The sequence below is a fragment of the Actinomadura bangladeshensis genome, from assembly GCF_004348335.1.
In the GTDB taxonomy this organism is placed as follows: Bacteria; Actinomycetota; Actinomycetes; order Streptosporangiales; family Streptosporangiaceae; genus Spirillospora; species Spirillospora bangladeshensis.
In genome coordinates this window covers 1-23,054 of sequence record NZ_SMJW01000052.1, presented here as the reverse complement: position 1 = coordinate 23,054, position 23,054 = coordinate 1, and the positions used below count along the sequence as shown (strand labels likewise).

Sequence of the window (23,054 nt, the reverse complement as noted above, 5' to 3'; positions counted from 1 at the left end):
ATGCGGAATCCGTCCAGACCGCCCAATCATTGGAACGGTCAACGTTGGTGCAACCAACATAACATACTCGTTGGCCAGCCCAACGATTCGCGGATGGCAGACCGCCTCGTCAGGAGGGGAGGGTGGACGCGACCAGGCGGCGGAGCGCGGGAAGGTCCACGGCTTCGGGGAGGACCTCTTCGCCGGGGTCGCCCTTGCGTGCGTCCTCGACGTTGAGGAGCGTGCGGAAGAGGCGGGGGAGCACGGTGCGGGCCAGGAGGTCCTCCGCGAGGGGCTCGGCGTCCACGTCGAAGTGGTCGGCCAGGTACGCGGTGAGGATGTCGCGGGTGCTGGCGAAGATGGCGTCGAAGTAGGCGCTCGAACTGCCCGGCAGGCGCTCGGCCTCGGCGATGCACAGGCGGCACGTCCGCACCTGGGCCTCCCACGTCATCAGCTGGAGGAAGCGCCCGCATGCCGTGCCGCTGGAGGCCAGTCGTGATCGTCATCACCGCTCCCACCGGGAACATCGGGCACCAGGTCCTCGACACCGTCCTCACCGGCGGCGAGCCGGTCCGCGTCATCGCACGCTACCCGGCCAGGCTGCCCGCCGGCATCCGCGAACGGGTCGAGGTCGTCCAAGGTTCGCACGGCGACCCGCAGGTCGTCGCACGGGCCTTCGACGGCGCCGACACCGTGTTCTGGCTGCTCCCGCCCGACCCCCGCGCCGCCGGCGTGCACGCGGCCTTCGCCGGCTTCACCGCACCCGCGGCGGAGGCGATGCGCCGCCTCGGAGTCGCGCGCGTCGTGGACGTCAGCGCCCTCGGCCGCGGCACCCCGCACGCGGACAAGGCCGGGTACGTGACCGCCTCCCTGGCCATGGACGACCTGATCGCCGGCACCGGCGTCGCCCTCCGCGCGCTGACCGCCGCGGGCTTCATGGACAACGTGCTCCGCCAGGTCCAGCCGATCAAGGAGCAGGGCCTGTTCTTCGACGTGGTCTCTCCGGACCGCCCCCTGCGCGTCGTCGCCGCGCGCGACATCGCCGCCGTCGCCGCCCGCCTGCTCCTCGACACCGCCTGGACCGGCCGTGCGGAGGTCCCGCTGCTGGGCCCCGAGGACCTCTCCTACAACGACATGGCCGCCGTCATTTCCGAGGTGCTGGGGACGCCCGTCCAGTACAGGCAGATCCCCGTCCAGGCCCTCGAAGAGCGGCTCACCGGCCGCGGCATGTCCCCCGGCATGGTCCAGGGCATGGTCGAAATGCTGGAGGCCAAGGAGAAGGGCCTGGACGACGGCATCACCCGCACCCCCCAGCACGCGACCGACACCCCCACCACCTTCCACCAGTGGTGCGAGGACGTCCTCAAACCCGCGATCCAGGCCGCCTGACAGGGCCTAGGTCTGCGGGGATGCCGGCCATCGTCTACAACCGCGCCTACGACGTGCTCGCGTCCAACGCGATCGGTGATGCGCTCTTCCACGACTGGGCGCACTCGCGCAATCTGCTGCACGTCGTTTCACCGACCCCGTCGCGCGCACCTTCTACCGGGCCTGGCACGAGGTCGCGCGCAACAGCGTCGCCGGGTTCCGGCATCACCAGGTCGGCGACCTGACGTTGACCATGCAGACGTTCGACGTCCGGTCCAGTCCCGGGCAGGAACTCGTCGTCTACCACGCGGAGCCGGGGTCGAGCAGCGGCGAGGCCCTGGCACTGCTCGGGTCGCTCGCCGCCACCGGGCGTCAGCCGTAGCGCTTCAGTTCGTGGAAGAAGCCGGGGACGGTGTGCAGGGTGCCCGAGGCGGAGACCTGGTCGTAGACGTACTTGGCCACGGCCAGGTCCAGGACGCCCAGGCCGAAGGGGGAGAAGACCACCGGCTTGCCGGCGGGCGGCTTCGTCGCGCCGGTCAGGACGTCGTAGAGGGTGCCGGCCACGAAGTCGCGGTTGCCGACCTTCTGCTCGGCCAGGTGCGGGGACGTGTTGGCCTTCATGCAGTGCTCGACGTCGTCCACCACGTTGTAGGAGGCGAAGATGATCTCGGGGGAGAGGTCTCGCAGCGACACGTGCAGGACGAGCGGGCCGTGCTCGAACCAGGCCGGGTCGTGCACGTGCGGCTCGCCGGCGACGGTCGCGAAGACGATCAGGTCGGACGAGCGGATCAGCGACTCCGCGGAGTCGTGGATCGTGATCTCGCCCTTCTCCGAGCGCTCCAGGTAGCCCTTGAACCCCTCGGCGTGCTCGCGGGAGAGGTCGTGGACGCCCAGCTCGTCGAACGTGAAGCCGTTGCCGGCCAGGTAGGTGTGGATGTAGCGGGCGATGAGCCCGACGCCGACGAAGCCGACCCGGCGGGGGCGGTCGCCGCGGGCGTCGGCGAGGACGGCGGCGGCCAGGGCGGCGGACGCGGCGGTGCGCGCCGCGGAGATGATCGAGCTCTCCAGGCACGCGAACGGGTAGCCGGTCTCCGCGTCGTTCAGGATCAGCACGGCCGAGGCGCGCGGGACGCCGTTCGCGACGTTGCCGGGGAAGCTGGAGATCCACTTGATGCCGTGCACGCCGACGTCGCCCTTGACCGAGGCCGGCAGCGCGATGATCCGGTCGGACGGGCGGTCCGGGAAGCGCAGGAAGTAGGAGTCCGGGTTGACCGTCAGGCCCTCGCCGTGCAGCCGGTAGGCCGCCTCGACCATCCGGGTGACCTGCTCCTCGCGCCCGGCGACGGCCTCGTGGACCTGGGCGCCGGAGACCACGGCGAATGCTGGGACCTGCGTCATGGTGGGAAACTCCGTCATTTGTCGATGATCAGTCGCCGAGGATACCGGCCGGGTCGCAGAGCACGTCGCCGAAGTGCTCGCGCACCCAGCCCTCCGCGTAGATCGAGTCGAGGTAGCGCTCGCCGAGGTCGGGGGCGATGGCGACCGCGACCGGGTCCTCGCCGGGGTACTTCTCGTCCAGCCAGCGGGACGCGCCCGACACGACGGTGCCGGTGGACCCGCCGAACAGGAACCCGCGGGACGCGAGCGCGTGGACGGTCCGGATCGTGTCGGGCTCGGGGACGTGCACCACGTCGTCGATGAACGACTCGTCCACCAGCGCGGGCCGGCTGCTCGTGCCGAGGCCCGGCACCATCCGCCGCTCCGGGACGCCGCCGAAGGTGACCGAGCCGACCGCGTCGACCGCCACGATCGTGACGGGCCGCTCGCGCTCGCGGAAGTAGCGGGCGCAGCCCATCAGCGTCCCGGTCGTCCCGGCGCCGACGAAGAGAACCTCCAGGTCGGGGAACTCGCGGTCGATCGCCGGCGCGGTCCCGCGGTAGTGCGCCATCCAGTTGTTGCGGTTGGCGTACTGGTTCAGCCAGACGTAGCGCCGGTCCGACTCGCACAGGCCCCGGACGAAGGCGATGCGCCCGCCGAGGTAGCCGCCGTTGGCGTCCTTGTCGGACACGACGCGGACCTCCGCGCCGAGCGCCCGCATGACCCGCATCGACGCGGGGTTGCAGCGCGGGTCGGTGATGCAGACGAACTTCAGGCCGCGGCTCGCGGCGATCAGGCTGAGCGCGATCCCGAGGTTGCCCGACGACGACTCGACGATGATCGAATCGGCGGTGAGCACGCCCTCGCGTTCGGCCGCCTCCACCATCGCGGCGGCCGCCTTCAGCTTGACCGAGCCGGCGAAATTGAAGCCCTCGCATTTGAGGTAGATCGGCCGGTCTATGACATGCCGAAGATCGACGTAAAGGTCGTCGACATTGAAATCCTGCGGCGAGGTGATTATCGGCACGCGTCCACCCTCAAATGAAGAAACAATTCCCTCATCTTCCCCCGAGTTCGCCGCCGGGCCTCACGCCAGAGCCATGCGGAGCATCACCGTACCTTCGTGCATCTTCCCGTCGCAACCCTCTGCTTACCCGTCGGTAGGGTGGAATGCGAGGTGCTTCTGGTGAACGCCGGACATAAGCTATGGCCTCCGCTCGTATTGCTGTTACAGCGGAGTGGTTCTACAACACGGAGAGTTATGATGAGTGCTCGCGGACCCGCGGTGGACCGGCTGCTCCCTCCGGCCGCCCTGCCCGCCCTGGACGTGCCGGCGGCGCAGGCGGACCGGGCCCGCGAGCTCGCCGTCCGGCACGGCATGCTCCGCGAGCGCGGCGTCGACCTCGCCGACCCGGTCATCACCCGGGTGGAGCGGTTCGCCGCCGAGCGCGACCGCCCGGCGGTCGCCGACCGGCACCGCACCCTCTCCTACGCCGGGCTGGCCGCCGAGGCCCGCCGCATCGCCGCGCTGCTGGAGGCCGAGGGCGTCGAGCCCGGCACGGTCGTCGGCGTCGGCGGCGAGCGGTGCGCGGCCGTCATCGCCGCCTTCCTCGCGATCGAGCTGGTCGGCGCCCTGTACGTGCCGGCCGACGACACCTGGCCCGCCGGGCGCGTCCGCGACGTCCTCGACCAGGCCGGCGCGTCCGTGCTGGTCACGGTGGACGCCGCCGGGACCGCCCCCGCCCTGCTGGAGGGCGCCGCGGAGGCCGGGTGCCGGGTCGTGCGCGCGGCCGCCGCCGACGGGCTCGCGCCGTGGGCCGGCGAGCCGCGCCTGGACGCCCTCGACCAGCCCCGGTACGTCCTGTTCACCTCGGGTTCGACGGGCCGCCCCAAGGGCGCGGTGGTCGAGCACCAGGGCATGCTCAACCACCTCTGGGCGAAGATCATCGACCTGGAGCTGACCGGCGCCGACGTCGTCGCGTTCACCGCGCCGCTCGGCTTCGACATCTCGATCTGGCAGATGCTGTGCCCGCTGCTGCTCGGCGGCCGCGTCGACGTGATCGGCGACGACGTCGCGCACGACCCGGAGGCGTTCGCCCGCGCGGTGGACGACCGGGGCATCACGATCGTGGAGCTCGTCCCCACCATGGTCAGGCACCTGCTGGACGACCTGGCCCCCGGCTCGACTGACTCTGGGGGGACGACCCCCCAGACCCCCCGGAAAGCCTCTTTGACCGCTCTGCGCTGGATGATCGCCACCGGCGAGGAACTGCCCGCCGAGCTGTCCCGCCGCTGGCTGGAGGCGATGCCGCACGCCAGGCTCCTCAACGCCTACGGCCCGACCGAGTGCTCCGACGACGTCACCCACCACACCGTGACCGCCGGCGACCTGGACCTCCTGCGCCTCCCCATCGGCACGCCCATCGTCAACACGCGCCTGTACGTGCTGCGCGAGGAGGACGACGGCACCTGGGCGGCCTGCGACATCGGCGAGACCGGCGAGCTGTTCGTCGGCGGCGTCGTCGTCGGCCGCGGCTACCTCGGCAACGACGAGCGCACCCGCGAGGCGTTCTACCGCGACCCCTTCGACGCCTCGTCCCCGACCGGCCGCCTCTACCGGACGGGCGACGCGGTGCGGCTGCTGCCGGCGGGCGCGGGCGGCGAGGACCGGCCCACCCTGCAGTACCTGGGACGCGTCGACCGGCAGGTGAAGATCGCCGGGGTGCGGATGGAGCTGGGCGAGATCGAGGCGGTCCTGCAGCGGCACCCGGCGGTGGGCGCCGCCGTGGTGGTCGTGCACGAGTACCCGGCCCGCTGATCATCACGCTGGGTGACCTGAGTAGGTCGATCCGGTTGTCAACCTTTGTCATCCGGTGAGCGTCGAGGGCGTCTCGGCGCGGGGCGCGGAGCGGCCGTTTTGTCACTCCTGTTAGCAACGGGACCGGCCAAGTTCTACTTTTGAGGGGATTGCGAGGCATGTGACAGGCTGGTTGACTGTGACTCCGCTACTCCTGAGTAGAACGTGGGTCGAGGGCGGTTCCGGTCAGAGCGGAAAGCGACGGCGCTCTGTATTGGCGGGAACACAGGGCGTTGACTCCGGGAAAACGCGGGCCGATCGCGTTCCCGGAAGCGGCTCGGGGTGAAAGGGGACGGGGAAAGCCCGATCAGTTCTGTGGTCATTCTCTCTGAATTTCTGCCCGCCGGTGCCCTGCCGGTTCCGATGCCGGGCGCAAAGGAAACCCCCTTCGACCGGGAAAGTGCCGCTTGATGTCCATCGAGTTCGTTCCTCTTTCGGCCGCTCAGCAGAGCGTCTGGTACGCGCAGCAGTTGGCGCCGGAAACGCCGATCCACATCGCGCAGTACATCGAGATCGAGGGACCGCTCGACCACGAACTGTTCGACCGCGTCGCGCGGATCGGCGCGCACGAGGTGCTCGCGATGAACGCGCGGCTGCAGGAGCGGGACGGGACCGTCCACCAGATCCTCGACCCGGACGCCTCCGTGTCGATCCCGCTGGTGGACCTGTCCGGCGAGCCCGACCCGGACGCCGCCGCGCGCGCGTGGATGCGGGAGCGGATGGCCGGGCCGCTGCCGCTGGACGGCGGCCGGCTCTTCGACACGGCCCTGCTGCGGCTGGCGCCGGACCTGCACCGCTGGTTCATCCGCGCCCACCACGTCATCCAGGACGGCTACAGCGGCTCGCTGATCAGCCGCCGCGCCGCCGAGGTCTACACCTCGCTGGCGAACGGCGGCGAGTACGTCCCGGCGGAGCTCGGCGACTACCGGGCGCTGCTCGCCGCCGAGGAGGAGTACCGGGCGTCGGAGAGGTTCGAGCGGGACCGCGCCTACTGGACCGAGCGGTTCGCCGACCGCCCGGTGGCGGTGTCGCTGTCGGCGGAGACGGCCGAGCCGACCGCCGGCTACCGGAGCCTGACCGGTCTCGTCCCGCCGGACGGGACCGCCGCGCTCGCGGCCGGGGCGCGCCGGCTGCGCACGGCGGCGCCGGCCCTGGCGATCGCCGCGACCGCCGGGTACGTGGCGCGGATGACGGGCACCGAGGACGTCATCCTCGGGCTGGCCGTCACCGGCCGCACGTCCCGGCTGGCGCTGGAGACGCCGTCGATGCTGTCGACGATCCTGCCGCTGCGGGTCCGGGTCCGCCCGGACATGACGGTGGAGGACCTCGTCCGCGCCACCACGCGGGCGACGGCGCGGGCGCTGCGGCACCAGCGCTACCGGCGCGACGACCTGCTGCGCGACCTGAAGCTGGTGGGCGAGCCGCACCGGCTGCACGGGCCGGTCATCAACATCATGGCCTTCGACTACCGGCTGGACTTCGCGGGCCTGCCGGCGCGGATGCACGCCCTCACCACCGGGCCGGTCGACGACCTGTCGATCAACATCTACGACAACTTCGACGGCGCCGGGATGCGCGTCGACTTCGAGGCGCACCCCGACCTGTACACCGAGGAGCAGGTCTCCGCGCACCTGGACCGCTACGTCCGGTTCATGCGCGCGCTGGGCGCGGTGGATCCGGCAACGCCGCTCCGCGACGTCGAGCTGCTGGACGGCGCCGAGCGCTCCCGCGTCCTGCAGGAGTGGAACGACACGGCGCTGCCGGTGGAGCCCGCCGTCGTCCCGGAGCTGTTCGAGGCGCAGGCCGCCCGCACCCCGGACGCGCCCGCCGTCACGCACGCCGGCACGACCCTCACCTACCGGGAGCTGGACGAGCGCGCCGGGCGCCTCGCCCGCCACCTCATCGGCCGCGGCGTCGGCGCCGGGGACTTCGTCGCCCTCGCCCTCCCGCGCGACGAGAACCTGATCGCCGCGGCGCTCGGCGTGCTGAAGGCGGGCGCCGCCTACCAGCCGATCGACCTGGCCTACCCGGCCGACCGCATCGCGTTCATGCTGGACGACGCGTCCCCGGCCTGCGTCGTCACCACCGCCGGCGCCGACCTGCCCGGCACGACGCCCCGCGTCGTGCTGGACGGCCTCGACCTCACCGCGTACCCGCCCAGTGCCCCCACCGACGCCGACCGCGTCCGGCCGCTCCTGCCCGGCAACGCGGCCTATGTCATCTACACGTCCGGTTCGACGGGACGTCCGAAGGGCGTCGTCGTCTCCCACGCCAGCGCCGTCGACCTGTGCGCGTGGGCGCGGAGGGACTTCGGCCCCGACCGGCTCGCCCGCGTGCTGTTCTCCACGTCGCTGAACTTCGACGTGTCGGTGTTCGAGTGGCTGACGCCGCTGACGATGGGCGGGCACATCGAGGTCGTCCGGGACCTGCTGGAGGTCGCCGAGCGCGGCGGCTGGTCCGGGACGCTGGTCAGCGGCGTGCCGTCGGCGATGTCCGCGCTGCTCGCGGCCGGGGCGGCGGGGCTGGAGGCGGGCGACGTCGTCCTCGCCGGGGAGGCGCTGCCCGCCAAGCTCGTCCAGGACCTGCGGGCCCTCATGCCGAAGGCCCGCATCGCCAACATCTACGGCCCGACCGAGGCGACCGTCTACGCGACCGCCTGGTTCGACGACGGCAACCTCGCCGGCCACGCCCCGATCGGCGGCCCGGTCGCCAACACCCGCGCCTACGTGCTGGACGCGTCGCTGCGGCCCGTCCCGGTGGGCGTGCCCGGCGAGCTGTACCTGGCGGGCGCGGGCCTGGCCCGCGGCTACCTGGACCGCTCCGCGCTCACCGCCGAGCGGTTCGTCGCCTGCCCGTTCGGGGCGCCCGGCGAGCGCATGTACCGCACCGGCGACCTCGCCCGCTGGAACGGCGCGGGGCAGATCGAGTACCTCGGCCGCCTCGACCACCAGGTGAAGATCCGCGGCTTCCGCATCGAGCCGGGCGAGATCGAGACCGCGCTCGCCCGGCACCCGGCGGTGGCCCAGGCCGTCGTGGTCCACCGGGAGGACCAGCCCGGCAACCCGCGCCTCATCGCCTACGTCGTCGCCGAGCCCGGAGCCGAGCCCGACCCGGACGGACTCCGGGACTTCGCCGGCGCGACGCTGCCGGCGTACATGGTCCCGGCGGCGGTGGTGCCGCTGGAGGCGTTCCCGCTGAACCCCAGCGGCAAGCTCGACCGCGCGGCGCTGCCCGCCCCCGACTTCGCGGCGCGGGCCTCGGGCCGCGAGCCGCGCACCCCCGCCGAGAAGCTCCTCGCCGACCTGTTCGCCGAGGTGCTCGGCGTCGCCCGGGTCGGGATCGACGACGGGTTCTTCGACCTCGGCGGCGACTCGATCATCGCGATGCGGCTGGTGTCGCTGGCCCGCCGGTCCGGTCTCGTGCTGTCCCCGCGCGAGGTGTTCCGGTACCCGACCGTGGAGGCGCTCGCGCAGGTCGTGCGGCAGGCGGACGCGGGCGCGGACGGGGCCGGCGGCGGCGCGGCCGAGGAGCCCGGCGCGGGCGTCGGCGCGTTCCCGGCGACCCCGATCATGCGGTGGCTGCGCGACCTCGGCGGCCCGTCGGACGGGTTCAGCCAGAGCATCCTGCTGCGCACCCCGCCGGCGCTCGGCGTCGGCGACCTGACCCGCGCGCTCCAGGCGGTGCTGGACCACCACGACGCCCTCCGGATCAGCGTCCCCGACGGCGGCGACCCGCGGATCGCCCCGCCGGGCGCCGTCGACGCCGCCGCCTGCGTCCACCGGATCGACCTCGCCGGAGCCGGCGACGCGGCCCTGGCCGCGGCCGCCGCGGAGCAGGCCGAGCTGGCGCGCGGGCGCCTCGACCCCGCGTCCGGGACGATGGCGCAGCTCGTGTGGCTGGACGCCGGCGAGCACGCGCTCGGCCGGCTGCTGGTCGTGCTGCACCACCTGGTCGTGGACGGCGTGTCGTGGCGGATCCTGCTGCCCGACCTCGTCACCGCGTGGGCCGGAGGAGAACTCGAACCCGTCCCGACGTCCTTCCGCACCTGGGCGCGGCGGCTGGCCGACGAGGCCGCCACCGCGGGCCGCGCCGCCGAACTCGGCCTGTGGACCGAGATGCTGCGGACCGAGGACCCGCTGCTCGGCGCACGCCCCCTCGACCCCGCCGAGGACACCCGCAGCACGGCCGGAAGCCTCACCCTGGAGCTGGACGAGGCCACCACGGCGGCGCTGCTGACCGGCGTGCCCGCCGCGTTCCACGGCCGGGTCAACGACGTCCTGCTCGCCGGGCTGGCCCTCGCCGTGACCGAGTGGCGCCGCCGCCGCGGCGTCGCGACGCGCGATGCCGCCGTCCTGGTCGACGTGGAAGGCCACGGCCGCGAGGAACTCGGGCACGGCGCCGAACCGGACCTGTCCCGCACGGTCGGCTGGTTCACCAGCATGTTCCCCGTCAGGCTCGACGCGGGCGACGCGGCGTGGGACGAGGTCCTCGCCGGCGGCCCGGCGGTCGGCGAGGCCGTCCGCAACGCCAAGGAGCGGCTCCGCTCGCTGCCCGGCAACGGCATCGGCTACGGCCTGCTCCGCCACCTGAACGACGCGACCGGCCCGGAACTGGCCGCCCTGCCCGCACCGCAGATCGTCCTCAACTACCTCGGCCGGGTCGAGGCCGGGGACGGCGACTGGAGCATCGCCGCCGAGGCGGGCGCCCTGGACGGCGGCGGCGACGCCGCCATGCCGCTCGCCCACACCGTGGAGATCGACGCGATCGCCCGCGACTCCGCCGCCGGACCGCGCCTGTCGGCCACCTGGACGTGGGCGGGCCGCGTCCTGGACGGCGCGGACGTCCGCGAGCTGGCCGCCGCCTGGTTCGAGGCCCTGCGCGGCATCGCCGCGCACGTCGCGGCGGGCGGCGGCGGGCGCACGCCGTCCGACTTCCCGCTGATCGCGCTGACCCGGGCGGAGATCGCCGAGGTCGAGGCGGCGCATCCGGGGCCGGCGGACATCTGGCCGCTGTCCCCGCTCCAGCAGGGCTTCTTCTTCCACGCGCTGCTCGACTCCGGCTCCGACGTCTACACCGCCCAGCTCGTCCTGGACTTCGACGGCCCCCTGGACGTCGCCGCGCTGCGCGCGGCCGGGCGGGCGCTGACCGGCCTGCACCCGGGCCTGCGGGCCGCGTTCGCCCAGACCGGCGACGGCACCCCCGTGCAGATCGTCCTCGGCGAGGCCGAGGCGCCCTGGCGCGAGATCGACCTGGACGGAGCCTCCGCCGACGAAGTCCAGCGCGTCATGACCGGCGAGCGGGCCCGCCCCTTCGACCTCGAACGCCCGCCGCTGCTGCGCTTCGCGCTGCTCAGGCTGGGCCCCGCCCGCCACCGCCTGCTGCTCACCGCTCACCACATCGTCCTGGACGGCTGGTCCGTCCCGGTGCTGGCCGGTGAGCTGCTGACCCTGTACTCGGGCGGGCGGCCCGCCCGCACCGCGCCGTACAAGGAGCATCTGGCCTGGCTGGACGCCCAGGACGGCGACGCCGCCCGCGACGCGTGGCGGACGGCGCTCGACGGCATCGACGGCCCGACGCTGCTGGCCCCCGCCGCCGCCGACGCACCGCCGGTGCTGCCCGAGGCGGTCGTCCTCGACCTGAGCCGGGAGCTGTCCGACGGGCTGACCGCTCGGGCGCGGAGCCGCGGCCTCACCCCGAACACCGTCGTGCAGGGCCTGTGGGGGCTGCTGCTGGCGCGCCTCACCGGCCGCTCCGACGTCGTGTTCGGCGCCACCGTCTCCGGCCGGCCGCCCGAACTGGCCGGCGCCGACCAGATGGTCGGGCTGTTCATCAACACGCTGCCGGTCCGGGTCCGGCTGCGCGACGCCGAGACCCTCGCGGAGAGCCTCGGCCGGCTCCAGGACGAGCAGTCCGCGCTGTTCGCCCACCACCACCTCGGGCTGGGCGAGATCCAGCGCGCGGCGAAGACCGGCCCGCTCTTCGACACGATGACGGTGTTCGAGAACTACCCGTTCGACGCCGCCCTGCTCGACGCGGCGTTCGACGGGGTCCGGCTCGTGGACGCCGACCTGGTCGACGCCACCCACTACCCGCTGACCCTGCTCGCGGTTCCCGGCGAACGGCTCCGGCTCCGGCTGGAGTACCGGCCCGACGTCTTCGACCGCGCCACCGCGGAGCGGCTGACCGCGCTGCTGGACGGCCTCGTCCGCACCCTGGTCGCCGACCCCGAGCGCCGAGTCGGCGACATCGAGCTGCCCGGCGCGGACGAGGTGCGGGCCGTGCTGGCCGGACTCGGCGGCGCCGGGACCCCCGCCATGGCCCGGCGGAGCGCGGCGCCCGGCGGCAGCCGGCTGGTCGCCTACGTCGTCGCCGCCCCCGGCGAGTCCCTCGACCCCGAGGAGCTGCGCGCCCACGTCCGGGAGAGCCTGCCCGAGTCGATGGTGCCCGCCGTCGTGGTCGTCATGGACGAGCTGCCGCTCACACCGAACGGCAAGGTCGACACCAAGGCGCTGCCCAAGCCGGAACCGACCGGCCCCGGCACCGCCTACCGGGCGCCGCGCGACGCCCGCGAGGCCGCCGTCGCCGGCATCGTCGGCGACCTCCTCGGCATCGAGGCGCCCGGCATCGACGACGACTTCTTCGACCTCGGCGGCGACTCGCTCGTCGCCATGCGGGTCGCGACCCGGATCCGCCGCGCCCTCGGCGTCGAACTGCCCGTCCGGGCGCTGTTCGAGGCGCCGACCGTCGCCGGCCTCGCCGCGCGCGTCGCCGCCCTGGAGGGGGGCGGCGCCGGCCGCCCGGCGCTGGAACCCCGCGAGCGCCCCGCCGTGGTCCCGCCGTCCTACGCCCAGCAGCGGCAGTGGTTCCTGAACCGCTTCGAGGGGCCGTCGGCGACCTACAACATGCCGGTGGCGCTGCGCATCCGCGGCCCCCTGGACGCGGACGCGCTCCGCGCCGCCATCGGCGACCTGGTGGACCGGCACGAGACGCTCCGCACGGTCCTGCCGGACGCCGGGGGAGCGCCGCGCCAGCTCGTCCTGGACCCGGCCGCCGCCCGCCCCGAACTGGAGGTCACGGGCACGACCGAGGCGGAGCTGCCGATGCGGCTCGCGACGGCCGCCGGGTACGCGTTCGACATCACCGCCGAGCCGCCGCTGCGCACCCACCTGTTCCGGATCGGCCCGGACGAGCACGTCGTGCTGCTGCTCCTGCACCATGTCGGCGGCGACGGCTGGTCGATGGCGCCGCTCGCCCGCGACCTCATCACCGCCTACCTGGCCCGCGCCGGCGGCACGGCGCCCGACTGGGCGCCGCTGCCCGTCCAGTACGCCGACTACACGCTCTGGCAGCAGGAGCTGCTCGGCTCCGAGGACGACCCCGGGAGCCTGGTCTCGCGGCAGCTCGCGTACTGGCGGGACGCCCTGGCCGGCCTGCCCGAGGAGCTGCCGATCCCGGCCGACCGGCCGCGCCCGGCGCAGGCGTCCTACCGGGGCGGGACCGAGCGGTTCCTGCTCGGCGCGGACGTCCGCGCATCCCTCATGAAGATCGCGCGGGAGACCGGCGCGAGCCCGTTCATGGTCGCCCAGGCCGCCTTCGCCGCCCTGCTCACCCGGCTCGGCGCGGGAACGGACGTGCCGATCGGCTCGCCCATCGCGGGCCGGACCGACGAGGCCCTGGACGACCTGGTCGGCATGTTCGTGAACATGCTCGTCTTCCGCACCGACACCTCCGGCGATCCGTCGTTCCGGGACCTGGTCGGGCGGGTGAAGGAGACCGACCTCGCCGCGTACGCGCACCAGGACGTCCCGTTCGAGCGGCTCGTCGAGGTGCTGAACCCGCCGCGCCACCTGGCCCGGCACCCGCTGTTCCAGGTCGGCCTGACCTTCCAGAACAACCCGGAGGCGCGGCTGGAGACGCCCGGCTTCAGCGCCGAGCCCGAGCCCCTCTCCGCCGGCGCGTCCCGGTTCGACCTGCTCATGATCCTCACCGAGCGGGAGGACGGGTTCGAGGGCGAACTGGAGTACGCGCTCGACCTCTACGACCCGGCCACCGCGCGGCGGCTCGTCGAGCGGTTCGAGCGGTACCTTGCCGCGCTGCTCGCCGACCCGGACGCGCCCATCGGCGCCGCGGACGTCCTCTCGGCCGACGAGCGGACCCGCATCCTTGGCGCCTGGGCCGGCGGCGACGCCGCCCCCGTGGAACGGGCGACGATCCCGGCGCTGTTCGAGGCGCAGGTTGCTGCTCGTCCGGAGGCACTGGCGGTCACGTTCGAGGGTGTGTCGTGGACGTATGGCGAGGTGAACGCGAGGGCGAATCGTCTGGCGCACCGGTTGATCGGGGAGGGTGTCGGGCCTGAGCAGTTCGTGGCGTTGGCGCTGCCGCGTTCGGCTGATCTGGTTGTGGCGATTTTGGCGGTGTTGAAGACGGGCGCGGCGTACGTGCCGATCGATCCGGATTATCCGGAGGATCGCATCGCGTACATGGTCGAGGACGCCCAGCCCGTCCTCACGCTCGGCCCGGACGATCTCGATGCCACCGGCATGCCCGACACCAATCCCGGTGTCGCAGTCTCACCGGATCATCCCGCGTACGTCATCTACACCTCGGGTTCGACCGGCCGCCCCAAGGGCGTGGTGATCCCGCACCAGAACGTGGTGCGTCTGCTGCGCTCGACCGAGCAGTGGTTCGAGTTCGGCCCGGACGACGTGTGGACGTTGTTCCACTCCTACGCGTTCGACTTCTCCGTCTGGGAGTTGTGGGGTCCGCTGCTGTACGGCGGCCGACTCGTCGTCGTCCCGTACCTGACATCACGGTCGCCCGAGGACTTCCTCAAGCTCCTGGGCGCTGAGAGGGTCACCGTCCTCAACCAGACCCCGTCGGCGTTCTACCAGCTCATGGCCGCCGACAGAGACAACCCGGGCACCGATCTGGCGCTGCGCTACATCGTGTTCGGCGGCGAAGCCCTGGAGCTCGGACGCCTCGAAGACTGGTACTCCCGGCACCCGGAGAACGCCCCGACGCTGGTCAACATGTACGGCATCACCGAAACCACGGTGCACGTGTCGTACGTCGCGCTCGACCGCGCCTATGCGGCCACGGCACCCGGCAGCGTCATCGGTGTCGGCATCCCCGACCTGCGCGTCTACGTCCTGGACGACTGCCTCCAGCCGGTCGCACCCGGCGTCGTCGGCGAGCTGTACGTCTCGGGGGCCGGGCTGGCGCGCGGCTATCTCAACCGGCCCGCCCTGTCCGCCGAGCGGTTCGTCGCCGACCCCTACGGCAAGCCGGGCGCCCGCATGTACCGCACCGGCGACACCGGGCGGTGGCTGGACGGCGGCCGCCTCGAATACCTCGGCCGCAGTGACCAGCAGGTGCAGCTGCGCGGCTTCCGGATCGAGCTGGGCGAGATCGAGTCGGCGCTGGCCCGCCACGACGCGGTGTCCGACGTCGCGGTGATCGTCCGCGACGGCCGCCTCGTCGCCTACGTCGCCGGGACGGGCGTCGACTCGTCCGAGCTGCGCCGGTTCGTCGGCAGGGACCTGCCCGACTACATGGTCCCGGCCGTGGTCGTCGAGCTGGACGCGCTGCCGCTGACGGCCAACGGCAAGCTCGACCGCAAGGCGCTGCCCGCCCCCGACTTCGCGGCGAACGTGTCGTCCCGCACGCCGCGCACCGCGGAGGAGGAGACTCTGGCCCGGCTGTTCGCCGAGGTACTGGGGCTGGAGCGGGTCGGGATCGACGACGGGTTCTTCGACCTGGGCGGCGACTCGATCATCGCGATCCAGCTGGTGTCCCGGGCCCGCCAGTCGGGCCTGGTCATCACGCCCCGCGACGTGTTCCAGCACCAGACCGTCGAGGAGCTCGCCGCGACCGCGACACCGGTCGGGGAGGGCGAGGAGATCGAGGCCGAGGCGCCCGGCGCCGGGGTCGGCCCCGTCCCCGTCACCCCGATCGTCGCGTGGCTGCGCGACCGGGTCGGCGGCGACGCCGCGCTCGTCCGCGGCTTCCACCAGTCGACGCTGCTGCGCACGCCGCCGGACCTCGGCATCGAGCGGCTGACCGCCGCGTTCCAGACCCTCCTGGACCACCACGACATCCTCCGGCTCCGGCTGGACGGATGGCAGCCCGTCGTCCGCCCGCCCGGGTCCTGCGACGCGGCCGACCTCGTCACCCGCGTGGACGCCGCCGGGCTGGACGCCGACAAGCTCCAGGCCGTCGTCACCGAGCAGGCCGCCGCCGCGCGCGACCGCCTCGACCCGTCCGCCGGCACGGTCGCGCAGCTCGTCTGGCTCGACGCGGGCGAGGAGCAGGGCCGCCTCCTCCTCGTCCTGCACCACCTGGTCGTGGACGGCGTGTCCTGGCGCATCCTGCTGCCCGACCTCGTCACCGCCTGGGCCGGCGGGGCGCTCGACCCCGTCCCGACCTCGTTCCGCCGCTGGGCGCAGAAGCTCACCGCGTCCGAGCGGGGCGAGGACGAGCTGGAGGACTGGCTCGACATCGTCGACGGCCCGCCGCAGAACCTCGCGAAGCGGCCGCTCGACCCGCGCGTGGACATCGCGGCCCGCGCCCGCTCGGTCACCCTCGACCTGCCCGCCGACGTCACCGGGCCGCTGCTCACCGACGTCCCGGCCTCGTTCCACGGCCGGGTCAACGACGTGCTGCTCACCGGCCTCGCCCTCGCCGTCGCCCAGTGGCGCCGCCACCGGGGCGGGCGCGGCACCGGCGTCCTCATCGACCTGGAGGGCCACGGCCGCGAGGACGTCGTGCCCGGCGCCGACGTGTCCCGCACCGCCGGCTGGTTCACCTCGATCCACCCGGTCCGGCTGGACGCGGGCAACGCGACCGGGGGCGCGGCGCTCAAGACGGTGAAGGAGCAGCTCCGCGCGGTCCCGGACGGCGGCATCGGCTACGGCCTGCTGCGTCACGGCGGCGGCGACGCCGCCGAGGAGCTGGCCGCCGTCCCGCCCGCACAGATCGCCTTCAACTACCTCGGCCGGGTCGCGGCCGGGGACGAGGGCGGCGACTGGACGCTCGCCGCCGAGGACCTCCCCGCGGGCGAGGACCCGGCGATGCCGCTCGCGCACGTCCTGGAGATCAACGCGGTCACCCGCGACCTGCCCGGCGGGCCCGTGCTGTCGGCGACTTGGACGTGGCCGGGCGGCCTGCTGGAGCCCGCCGACGTCCGCGAGCTGGCGGAGGGCTGGTTCACCGCGCTGCGCGCCCTCGCCGCCGACGCCGCCGCCGGCAACGCGGCCGGCTTCACCCCGTCCGACCTGCTCGTCGACCTGGACCAGACCGAGATCGACAAGCTGCAGACCGCGTGGAGGCAGAAACAGTGAACCGGGGGGACCTCGAGGACATCCTGCCGCTGTCGCCCTTGCAGCAGGGTTTCTTCTTCCACGCCCTCTTCGACGCGGGCGACGGCGACGTCTACACGGCCCAGGTCGTCCTCGACCTTGAGGGGCCCTTGGACGCCGCCGCGCTGCGCACCGCCGCCGGGACGCTGCTGCGGCGGCACGCGAACCTGCGCGCCGCGTTCTGGCACGAGGACCTGTCGCGTCCCGTCCAGGTGATCCCGCGCACGGTGGAGCTGCCGTGGGAGGAGGTCACCGCTACCGGGGCGGAGGCCGACGCGGTCGTCGCGCGGGAGCGGGCGCGCGGCTTCGACATGACGGCGCCGCCGCTGCTGCGGTTCGTCCTCGTCCGGATGGGCCCCGAGCGGTTCCGGCTGATCCTGACGAACCACCACATCCTGCTGGACGGCTGGTCCACGCCGATCCTCGTGACCGAGCTGTTCCTGCTCTACATGCAGGGCGGCCACGACGCGGGGATGCCGCGCGTCACCCCGTACAAGAACTACCTGGCCTGGCTCGCCGGGCAGGACCGCGCCGCCGCCGAGGAGGCGTGGCGCCGCGCCCTCGACGGCGTGGACGAGCCCAGCCTCGTCGCCCCCGAGGCCGCCGCCCGCGCCCCGGAACCCCCGAAGCAGACCATCACCGACCTGGACGAGAAGACCACCCGCCGCCTCTCGCGCGCCGCCCGCCGCCACGGCGTCACGCTCAGCACCGTCCTGCAGGGCGCGTGGGGCCTCGTCCTCGGCCGTCTCCTCGGCACGAACGACGTGGTGTTCGGCGCGACCGTGTCCGGACGCCCGCCCGAACTGCCCGGCGTCGAGCAGATGATCGGGCTGTTCATCAACACGCTGCCGATCCGCGTCCGCTACCGGATGGACGAGTCGCTCGGATCCCTGCTGGAGCGCCTCCAGGAGGAGCAGACCGAACTCCTCGCCCACCACCATCTCGGTCTCACCGACATCCAGCGCGCGGCCGGCCGCACCGGCGCGCTGTTCGACACGATGACGGTGCTGGAGAACTACCCGTTCGACCCGGACTCGATGGACGGCTCGCTCAACGGCGTCCGCATCACCGGGGCCGACTCCTACGACGCGACCCACTTCCCCCTGTCGTTCGTCGCCCTGCCCGGCGAGCGGCTGTCGCTGCGCCTGCACTACCGCCCTGACATCTACGAGCACGCGGTCGTCGAAGCGCTGCTCGCCCGCGTCCGCCGCTTCCTGGAGGCGATCGCCGAGGACTCCGGCCGCCCGATCGGCGCGGTCGACCTCGCCGGCGACGCCGGCCGGGCGGCGCTGGCCGCCTGGAACGACACCGCCGCTGAGCACCCGACCGGCAACCTCCCGGCCCTGTTCGAGTCCCAGGCCGCCCGGACCCCGTCCGACGTGGCGCTGATCTGCGGCGGCACCCGGCTGACCTACGCGGAGCTGAACGAGCGCGCCAACCGCCTCGCCCACGAGCTGATCGCCCGGGGGATCGGCCCCGAGGACCGGGTGGCCCTCGTCCTGCCGCGCACGCCCGAGATCGTCGTCGCGATCCTCGGCGTCCTCAAGGCGGGTGCGGCCTACGTCCCGATCGACCCGGAGTACCCGTCCGACCGCATCGCCTACATGCTGGCGGACGCCCGCACCGCCCTCACCATCACCGCCGACGACTTCCCGGACACCACTGGCAGGCCGGCGCACGACCCGGCGCGGACGCTGCGGGCGGAGAACGCGGCGTACGTCATCTACACGTCGGGTTCGACGGGTCGTCCCAAGGGCGTGACCGTCCCGCACGTGGGGGTGCTCAACTACTTCGAGGCGCATCGGGACGCGTTCATCGACCCGGCGATCGAAGCCGCCGGCGGGCGGCGGATGCGGTTCGCGCACCTGGCGTCGTTCTCGTTCGACACGTCGTGGATGGGCCTGCTGTGGATGATGTACGGCCACGAGCTGCACCTCATCGACGACGCCACGCGCCGCGACGTCGAGGCGTACACCGCGTACGTGGCGCGCGAGCGGATCGACCTGGTGAACACGACCCCTTCGCACTTCGCCTCGCTCCGCGAAGCGGGCCTGCTGGACGACGACGGGCGGCACCGGCCCGCGCAGCTGCTCCTCGGCGGCGAGGCCATCGGCGAGAGCATGTGGGCCGAACTCCGCGCGATCCCGGGCCTCACCGCGCGCAACTTCTACGGGCCCACCGAATCGACCATCGACACCATGAACCAGGTGGTCGCGCTCAGCGAGCACCCGTCGGTCGGCGCGCCCTACCGCAACACCCGCTCGTACGTGCTCGACGCCGCGCTCCAGCCGGTGCCGGCGGGCGTCCCCGGTGAGCTGTACCTGGCGGGCGCGCAGCTCGCGCGCGGCTACCTCGGCCGGCCCGGCCTGTCCGCCGAGCGGTTCGTCGCCGACCCGTTCGGCGCGCCCGGCGACCGCATTTACCGCACCGGCGACCTGGCCCGGTGGCGCCCGGACGGCACGATCGAGTACCTCGGCCGCGCCGACGACCAGGTGAAGATCCGCGGCTTCCGGGTGGAGCCGGGCGAGATCGAGAACGTCCTCGCCGGCTGCCCGGGCGTCGCGCAGGCCGCCGTGGTCGTCCGCGAGGACCGGCCCGGCGACAAGCGCCTCGCCGGCTACCTGGTGGGCCCGGACGCCGACGTCGCCGCCGTCCGCAGGTACGCGGCCGAGCGGCTGCCCGACTACATGGTCCCGGCGCTCACCGTCCTGGACGCGCTGCCGCTCACCGTGAACGGCAAGCTCGACCGGGCCGCGCTGCCCGCGCCCGACACCGGCGCCGCCGCGGGCCGCGCGCCGCGGACCCCGCAGGAGGAGATCCTGTGCGGGCTGTTCGCGGAGATCCTCGGCGTGCCGAGGGTGGGCGTCGACGACGGGTTCTTCGACCTCGGCGGCGACTCGCTCACCGCGACGCGGCTCGTCAGCAAGGTCCGGTCCGCGCTCGGCGTCGAACTGCCCGTCCGGGCGCTGTTCGAGGCGCCGACCGCCGCGGGCCTCGCCGAACGTCTCGCCGACGCGGCCGGCGACGTGCGCCCGCCGCTGGTGCGGGCCGAGCGCCCCGGCGTCGTGCCGCTGTCGTACGCGCAGCAGCGGCTCTGGTTCCTCAACCGGTTCGAGGGCGCGTCGGCGACGTTCAACATGCCGGTCGCGCTGCGCCTCAACGGCGTGCTCGACCTGGACGCCCTGCGGGAGGCGCTCGCCGACGTGGTGGCGCGGCACGAGTCGCTCCGCACGATCTTCCCGGACGGGTCCGGCACCGCCCGCCAGCTCGTCCTCGAACCGGCAGCCGCCCGGCCCCGGCTCGACGTCGCCGAGACCGGCGAGGCGGGCCTGCCGGTAGCGCTGGCCGCCGAGGTCGGGCGCGGCTTCGACCTGTCGGTCGAGCCGCCGCTGCGCGCCCGGCTGTTCGCGCTCGGGGACGACACCCACGTCCTGATGCTGGTCCTGCACCACATCGCGGCGGACGGCTGGTCGATGGCGCCGCTGGCCCGCGACGTGATCCTCGCCTACGCGTCCCGCGCGGAGGGGCGCGCCCCGCAGTGGGCGCCGCTGCCCGTCCAGTACGCCGACTACACGCTCTGGCAGCGCGAACTGTTCGGCTCCGAGGACGACCCCGGCAGCCTGATCTCGCGGCAGATCGCGTACTGGCGGGACGCCCTGGCCGGCCTGCCCGAGGAACTGCGGCTCCCCGCCGACCGGCCGCGCCCGGCGGAGGCGTCCTACCGGGGCGGGACGCACGCGTTCGAGCTGGACGCCGGCCTGCACGCCGGGCTCCTCGCGCTCGCCCGCGAGAACGGCGCGAGCCTGTTCATGGTCATGCAGGCCGCCTACGCCGCGCTGCTCACCCGGCTCGGCGCGGGAACGGACGTGCCGATCGGCTCGCCCATCGCGGGCCGGACCGATGAGGCCCTGGACGACCTCGTCGGCATGTTCGTGAACATGCTCGTCCTGCGCACCGACACCTCCGGGGACCCGTCGTTCCGGGAGCTGATCGCGCGGGTGAAGGAGACCGACCTCGCCGCCTACGCGCACCAGGACCTGCCGTTCGAGCGGCTCGTCGAAGTGCTCAACCCGGCGCGGTCGATGGCCCGGCACCCGCTGTTCCAGGTCGCCCTGTCGTTCCAGAACAACCCGGAGGCGCGGCTCGAACTGGACGGCCTCACCGGCGGCGCCGAACCCCTGACGGCCGGCACCGCCAAGTACGACCTGTCGCTCTACCTGGAGGAACGGCACGGCGACGGCGGCGCGCCCGGCGGCATCGAGGCCGGACTCGAATACGCCCTCGACCTGTTCGACGCCGGCACCGCCGTGACGATCGCCGACCGCTTCGAGCGCCTCGTCCGCGAACTGGTCGCCGACCCCGACGCACCCATCACCACCGCCGAGATCCTCGACCGGAGCGAGCGCCGCACGCTGCTGCGCCGCTGGGCGGGCGGCAAGAGCGCAGGCGACGCCGAGCGGACGACGATTCCGGCGCTGTTCGAGGCGCAGGCGGCGGTGCGTCCGGATGCGCGCGCGGTGACGTTCGAGGGTGTGTCGTGGACGTATGGCGAGGTGAACGCGAGGGCGAATCGTCTGGCGCACCGGTTGATCGGGGAGGGGGTGGGTCCTGAGCAGTTCGTGGCGTTGGCGCTGCCGCGTTCGGCCGACCTTGTCGTGGCGATTCTGGCGGTGTTGAAGACGGGTGCGGCGTACGTGCCGATCGATCCGGATTATCCGGAGGATCGGATCGCGTACATGGTCGAGGACGCCCAGCCCGTCCTCACGCTCGGCCCGGACGATCTCGATGCCACCGGCATGCCCGACACCAACCCCGGTGTCGCAGTCTCACCGGATCATCCCGCGTACGTCATCTACACCTCTGGTTCGACGGGTCGCCCCAAGGGCGTGGTGATCCCGCATCAGAACGTGGGGCGTCTGCTGCGCTCGACCGAGCAGTGGTTCGAGTTCGGCCCGGATGACGTGTGGACGTTGTTCCACTCTTACGCGTTCGACTTCTCCGTCTGGGAGTTGTGGGGTCCGCTGCTGTACGGCGGGCGTCTGGTCGTCGTTCCGTATCTGACATCACGGTCGCCCGAGGACTTCCTCAAGCTCCTGGATGCCGAGAAGGTCACCGTCCTCAACCAGACCCCGTCGGCGTTCTACCAGCTCATGGCCGCCGACAAGGCCAATCCCGGTACCGACCTGGCGCTGCGCTACATCGTGTTCGGCGGCGAAGCCCTGGAGCTGGGCCGTCTCGAAGACTGGTACTCCCGGCATCCCGAGAACGCGCCGACGCTGGTCAACATGTACGGCATCACCGAGACGACCGTCCATGTCTCCTACATCGCGCTCGACCAGGTCCACGCCGCGACCGCGCCCGGCAGCATCATCGGTGTCGGCATCCCCGACCTGCGCGTCTACGTCCTGGACGACCGCCTCCAGCCCGTCCCGGCAGGTGTGCCCGGCGAGATGTACGTCGCGGGCGCGGGCCTGGCGCGCGGCTACCTGAACCGGCCCGCCCTGTCCGCCGAGCGGTTCGTCGCCGACCCGCACGGCGCGCCCGGCACCCGCATGTACCGCACCGGCGACGTCGGGCGCTGGCGCCGCGACGGCACCCTCGAATACCTGGGGCGCGCCGACCAGCAGGTGCAGCTGCGCGGCTTCCGGATCGAGCTGGGCGAGGTCCAGGCCGCCCTGACCAGGCACGACGCCGTCGAGGACGCCGCGGTGATCGTCCGCGACGACCGCCTGGTCGCCTACGTCGCCGGATCGGGCGTCGACTCGTCGGAGCTGCGCCGGTTCGTCGGCAGGGACCTGCCCGACTACATGGTCCCGGCCGTGGTCGTCGAGCTGGACGCGCTGCCGCTGACGGCCAACGGCAAGCTCGACCGCAAGGCGCTGCCCGCCCCCGACTTCGCCGCCAAGGTGTCGTCCCGTACGCCGCGCACCGCGGAGGAGGAGACTCTGGCCCGGCTGTTCGCCGAGGTACTGGGGCTGGAGCGGGTCGGGATCGACGACGGGTTCTTCGACCTGGGCGGCGACTCGATCATCGCGATCCAGCTGGTGTCCCGGGCCCGCCAGTCGGGCCTGGTCATCACGCCCCGCGACGTGTTCCAGCACCAGACCGTCGAGGAG

Annotated in this window: 9 protein-coding genes; 6 read left to right on the top strand and 3 right to left on the bottom strand. The window is 73.3% G+C overall.

All coding sequences use genetic code 11. The features are described 5' to 3' along the window. Nucleotides 1–109: 109 nt before the first annotated feature. On the bottom strand, nt 110–472 hold the full coding sequence (locus tag E1284_RS12920; RefSeq protein ID WP_279433038.1) for a TetR/AcrR family transcriptional regulator C-terminal domain-containing protein: 363 nt from the start codon (nt 470–472) through the stop codon (nt 110–112). Between the two features lie 2 nt (nt 473–474). Between E1284_RS12920 and E1284_RS12915 the strand changes: the two genes are divergently transcribed. From E1284_RS12915 to E1284_RS43040, 3 genes are read left to right on the top strand one after another with little or no spacing between them, the layout of a single operon-like run. Further along, nucleotides 475–1,368: an NAD(P)H-binding protein gene (locus E1284_RS12915; RefSeq protein ID WP_131939290.1), complete on the top strand. Its 894-nt coding sequence runs from the start codon at nt 475–477 to the stop codon at nt 1,366–1,368. Between the two features lie 20 nt (nt 1,369–1,388). Then, on the top strand, nt 1,389–1,592 hold the full coding sequence (locus E1284_RS43045; RefSeq protein ID WP_243714447.1) for an MmyB family transcriptional regulator: 204 nt from the start codon (nt 1,389–1,391) through the stop codon (nt 1,590–1,592). Nucleotides 1,593–1,600: 8 nt separating this feature from the next. Continuing rightward, nucleotides 1,601–1,729: a hypothetical protein gene (locus E1284_RS43040; RefSeq protein ID WP_243714450.1), complete on the top strand. Its 129-nt coding sequence runs from the start codon at nt 1,601–1,603 to the stop codon at nt 1,727–1,729. Here the strand turns inward: E1284_RS43040 and sbnB are convergent. After that, nucleotides 1,720–2,763 carry a 2,3-diaminopropionate biosynthesis protein SbnB gene (gene sbnB, locus E1284_RS12905; protein WP_243714446.1) on the bottom strand — a complete coding sequence of 348 codons (1,044 nt, stop codon included), beginning with the start codon at nt 2,761–2,763 and terminating at the stop codon, nt 1,720–1,722. The two genes, E1284_RS43040 and sbnB, sit on opposite strands and share 10 nt — an antisense overlap. 10 nt (nt 2,764–2,773) lie before the next feature. Further along, nucleotides 2,774–3,751 carry a 2,3-diaminopropionate biosynthesis protein SbnA gene (sbnA, locus tag E1284_RS12900; RefSeq protein ID WP_131939289.1) on the bottom strand — a complete coding sequence of 326 codons (978 nt, stop codon included), beginning with the start codon at nt 3,749–3,751 and terminating at the stop codon, nt 2,774–2,776. A 258-nt stretch (nt 3,752–4,009) separates the two neighbouring features. Here sbnA and E1284_RS12895 point away from each other — a divergent pair, with 258 nt between their 5' ends. The 3 genes from E1284_RS12895 to E1284_RS12885 all read left to right on the top strand — a co-directional run. Continuing rightward, nucleotides 4,010–5,542, top strand: coding sequence for an amino acid adenylation domain-containing protein (locus E1284_RS12895; RefSeq protein WP_243714445.1), 1,533 nt, complete (start codon nt 4,010–4,012; stop codon nt 5,540–5,542). A 449-nt stretch (nt 5,543–5,991) separates the two neighbouring features. After that, nucleotides 5,992–16,920 carry a non-ribosomal peptide synthetase gene (locus tag E1284_RS12890; protein ID WP_131939287.1) on the top strand — a complete coding sequence of 3,643 codons (10,929 nt, stop codon included), beginning with the start codon at nt 5,992–5,994 and terminating at the stop codon, nt 16,918–16,920. Continuing rightward, nucleotides 16,917–23,054 (top strand): non-ribosomal peptide synthetase (locus tag E1284_RS12885; protein WP_131939286.1); only part of this gene is annotated, 6,138 nt, incomplete at its 3' end. The genes E1284_RS12890 and E1284_RS12885, both read left to right, overlap by 4 nt.

Excerpts from the sequence above, each read along its gene's own strand:
- E1284_RS43045 (WP_243714447.1), top strand. The coding sequence starts at position 1,389 with ATGCCGGCCATCGTCTACAACCGCGCCTACGACGTGCTCGCGTCCAAC.
- E1284_RS43040 (WP_243714450.1), top strand. The coding sequence starts at position 1,601 with ATGCAGACGTTCGACGTCCGGTCCAGTCCCGGGCAGGAACTCGTCGTC.
- sbnB (WP_243714446.1), bottom strand. The coding sequence starts at position 2,763 with ATGACGGAGTTTCCCACCATGACGCAGGTCCCAGCATTCGCCGTGGTC.
- E1284_RS12890 (WP_131939287.1), top strand. The coding sequence starts at position 5,992 with ATGTCCATCGAGTTCGTTCCTCTTTCGGCCGCTCAGCAGAGCGTCTGG.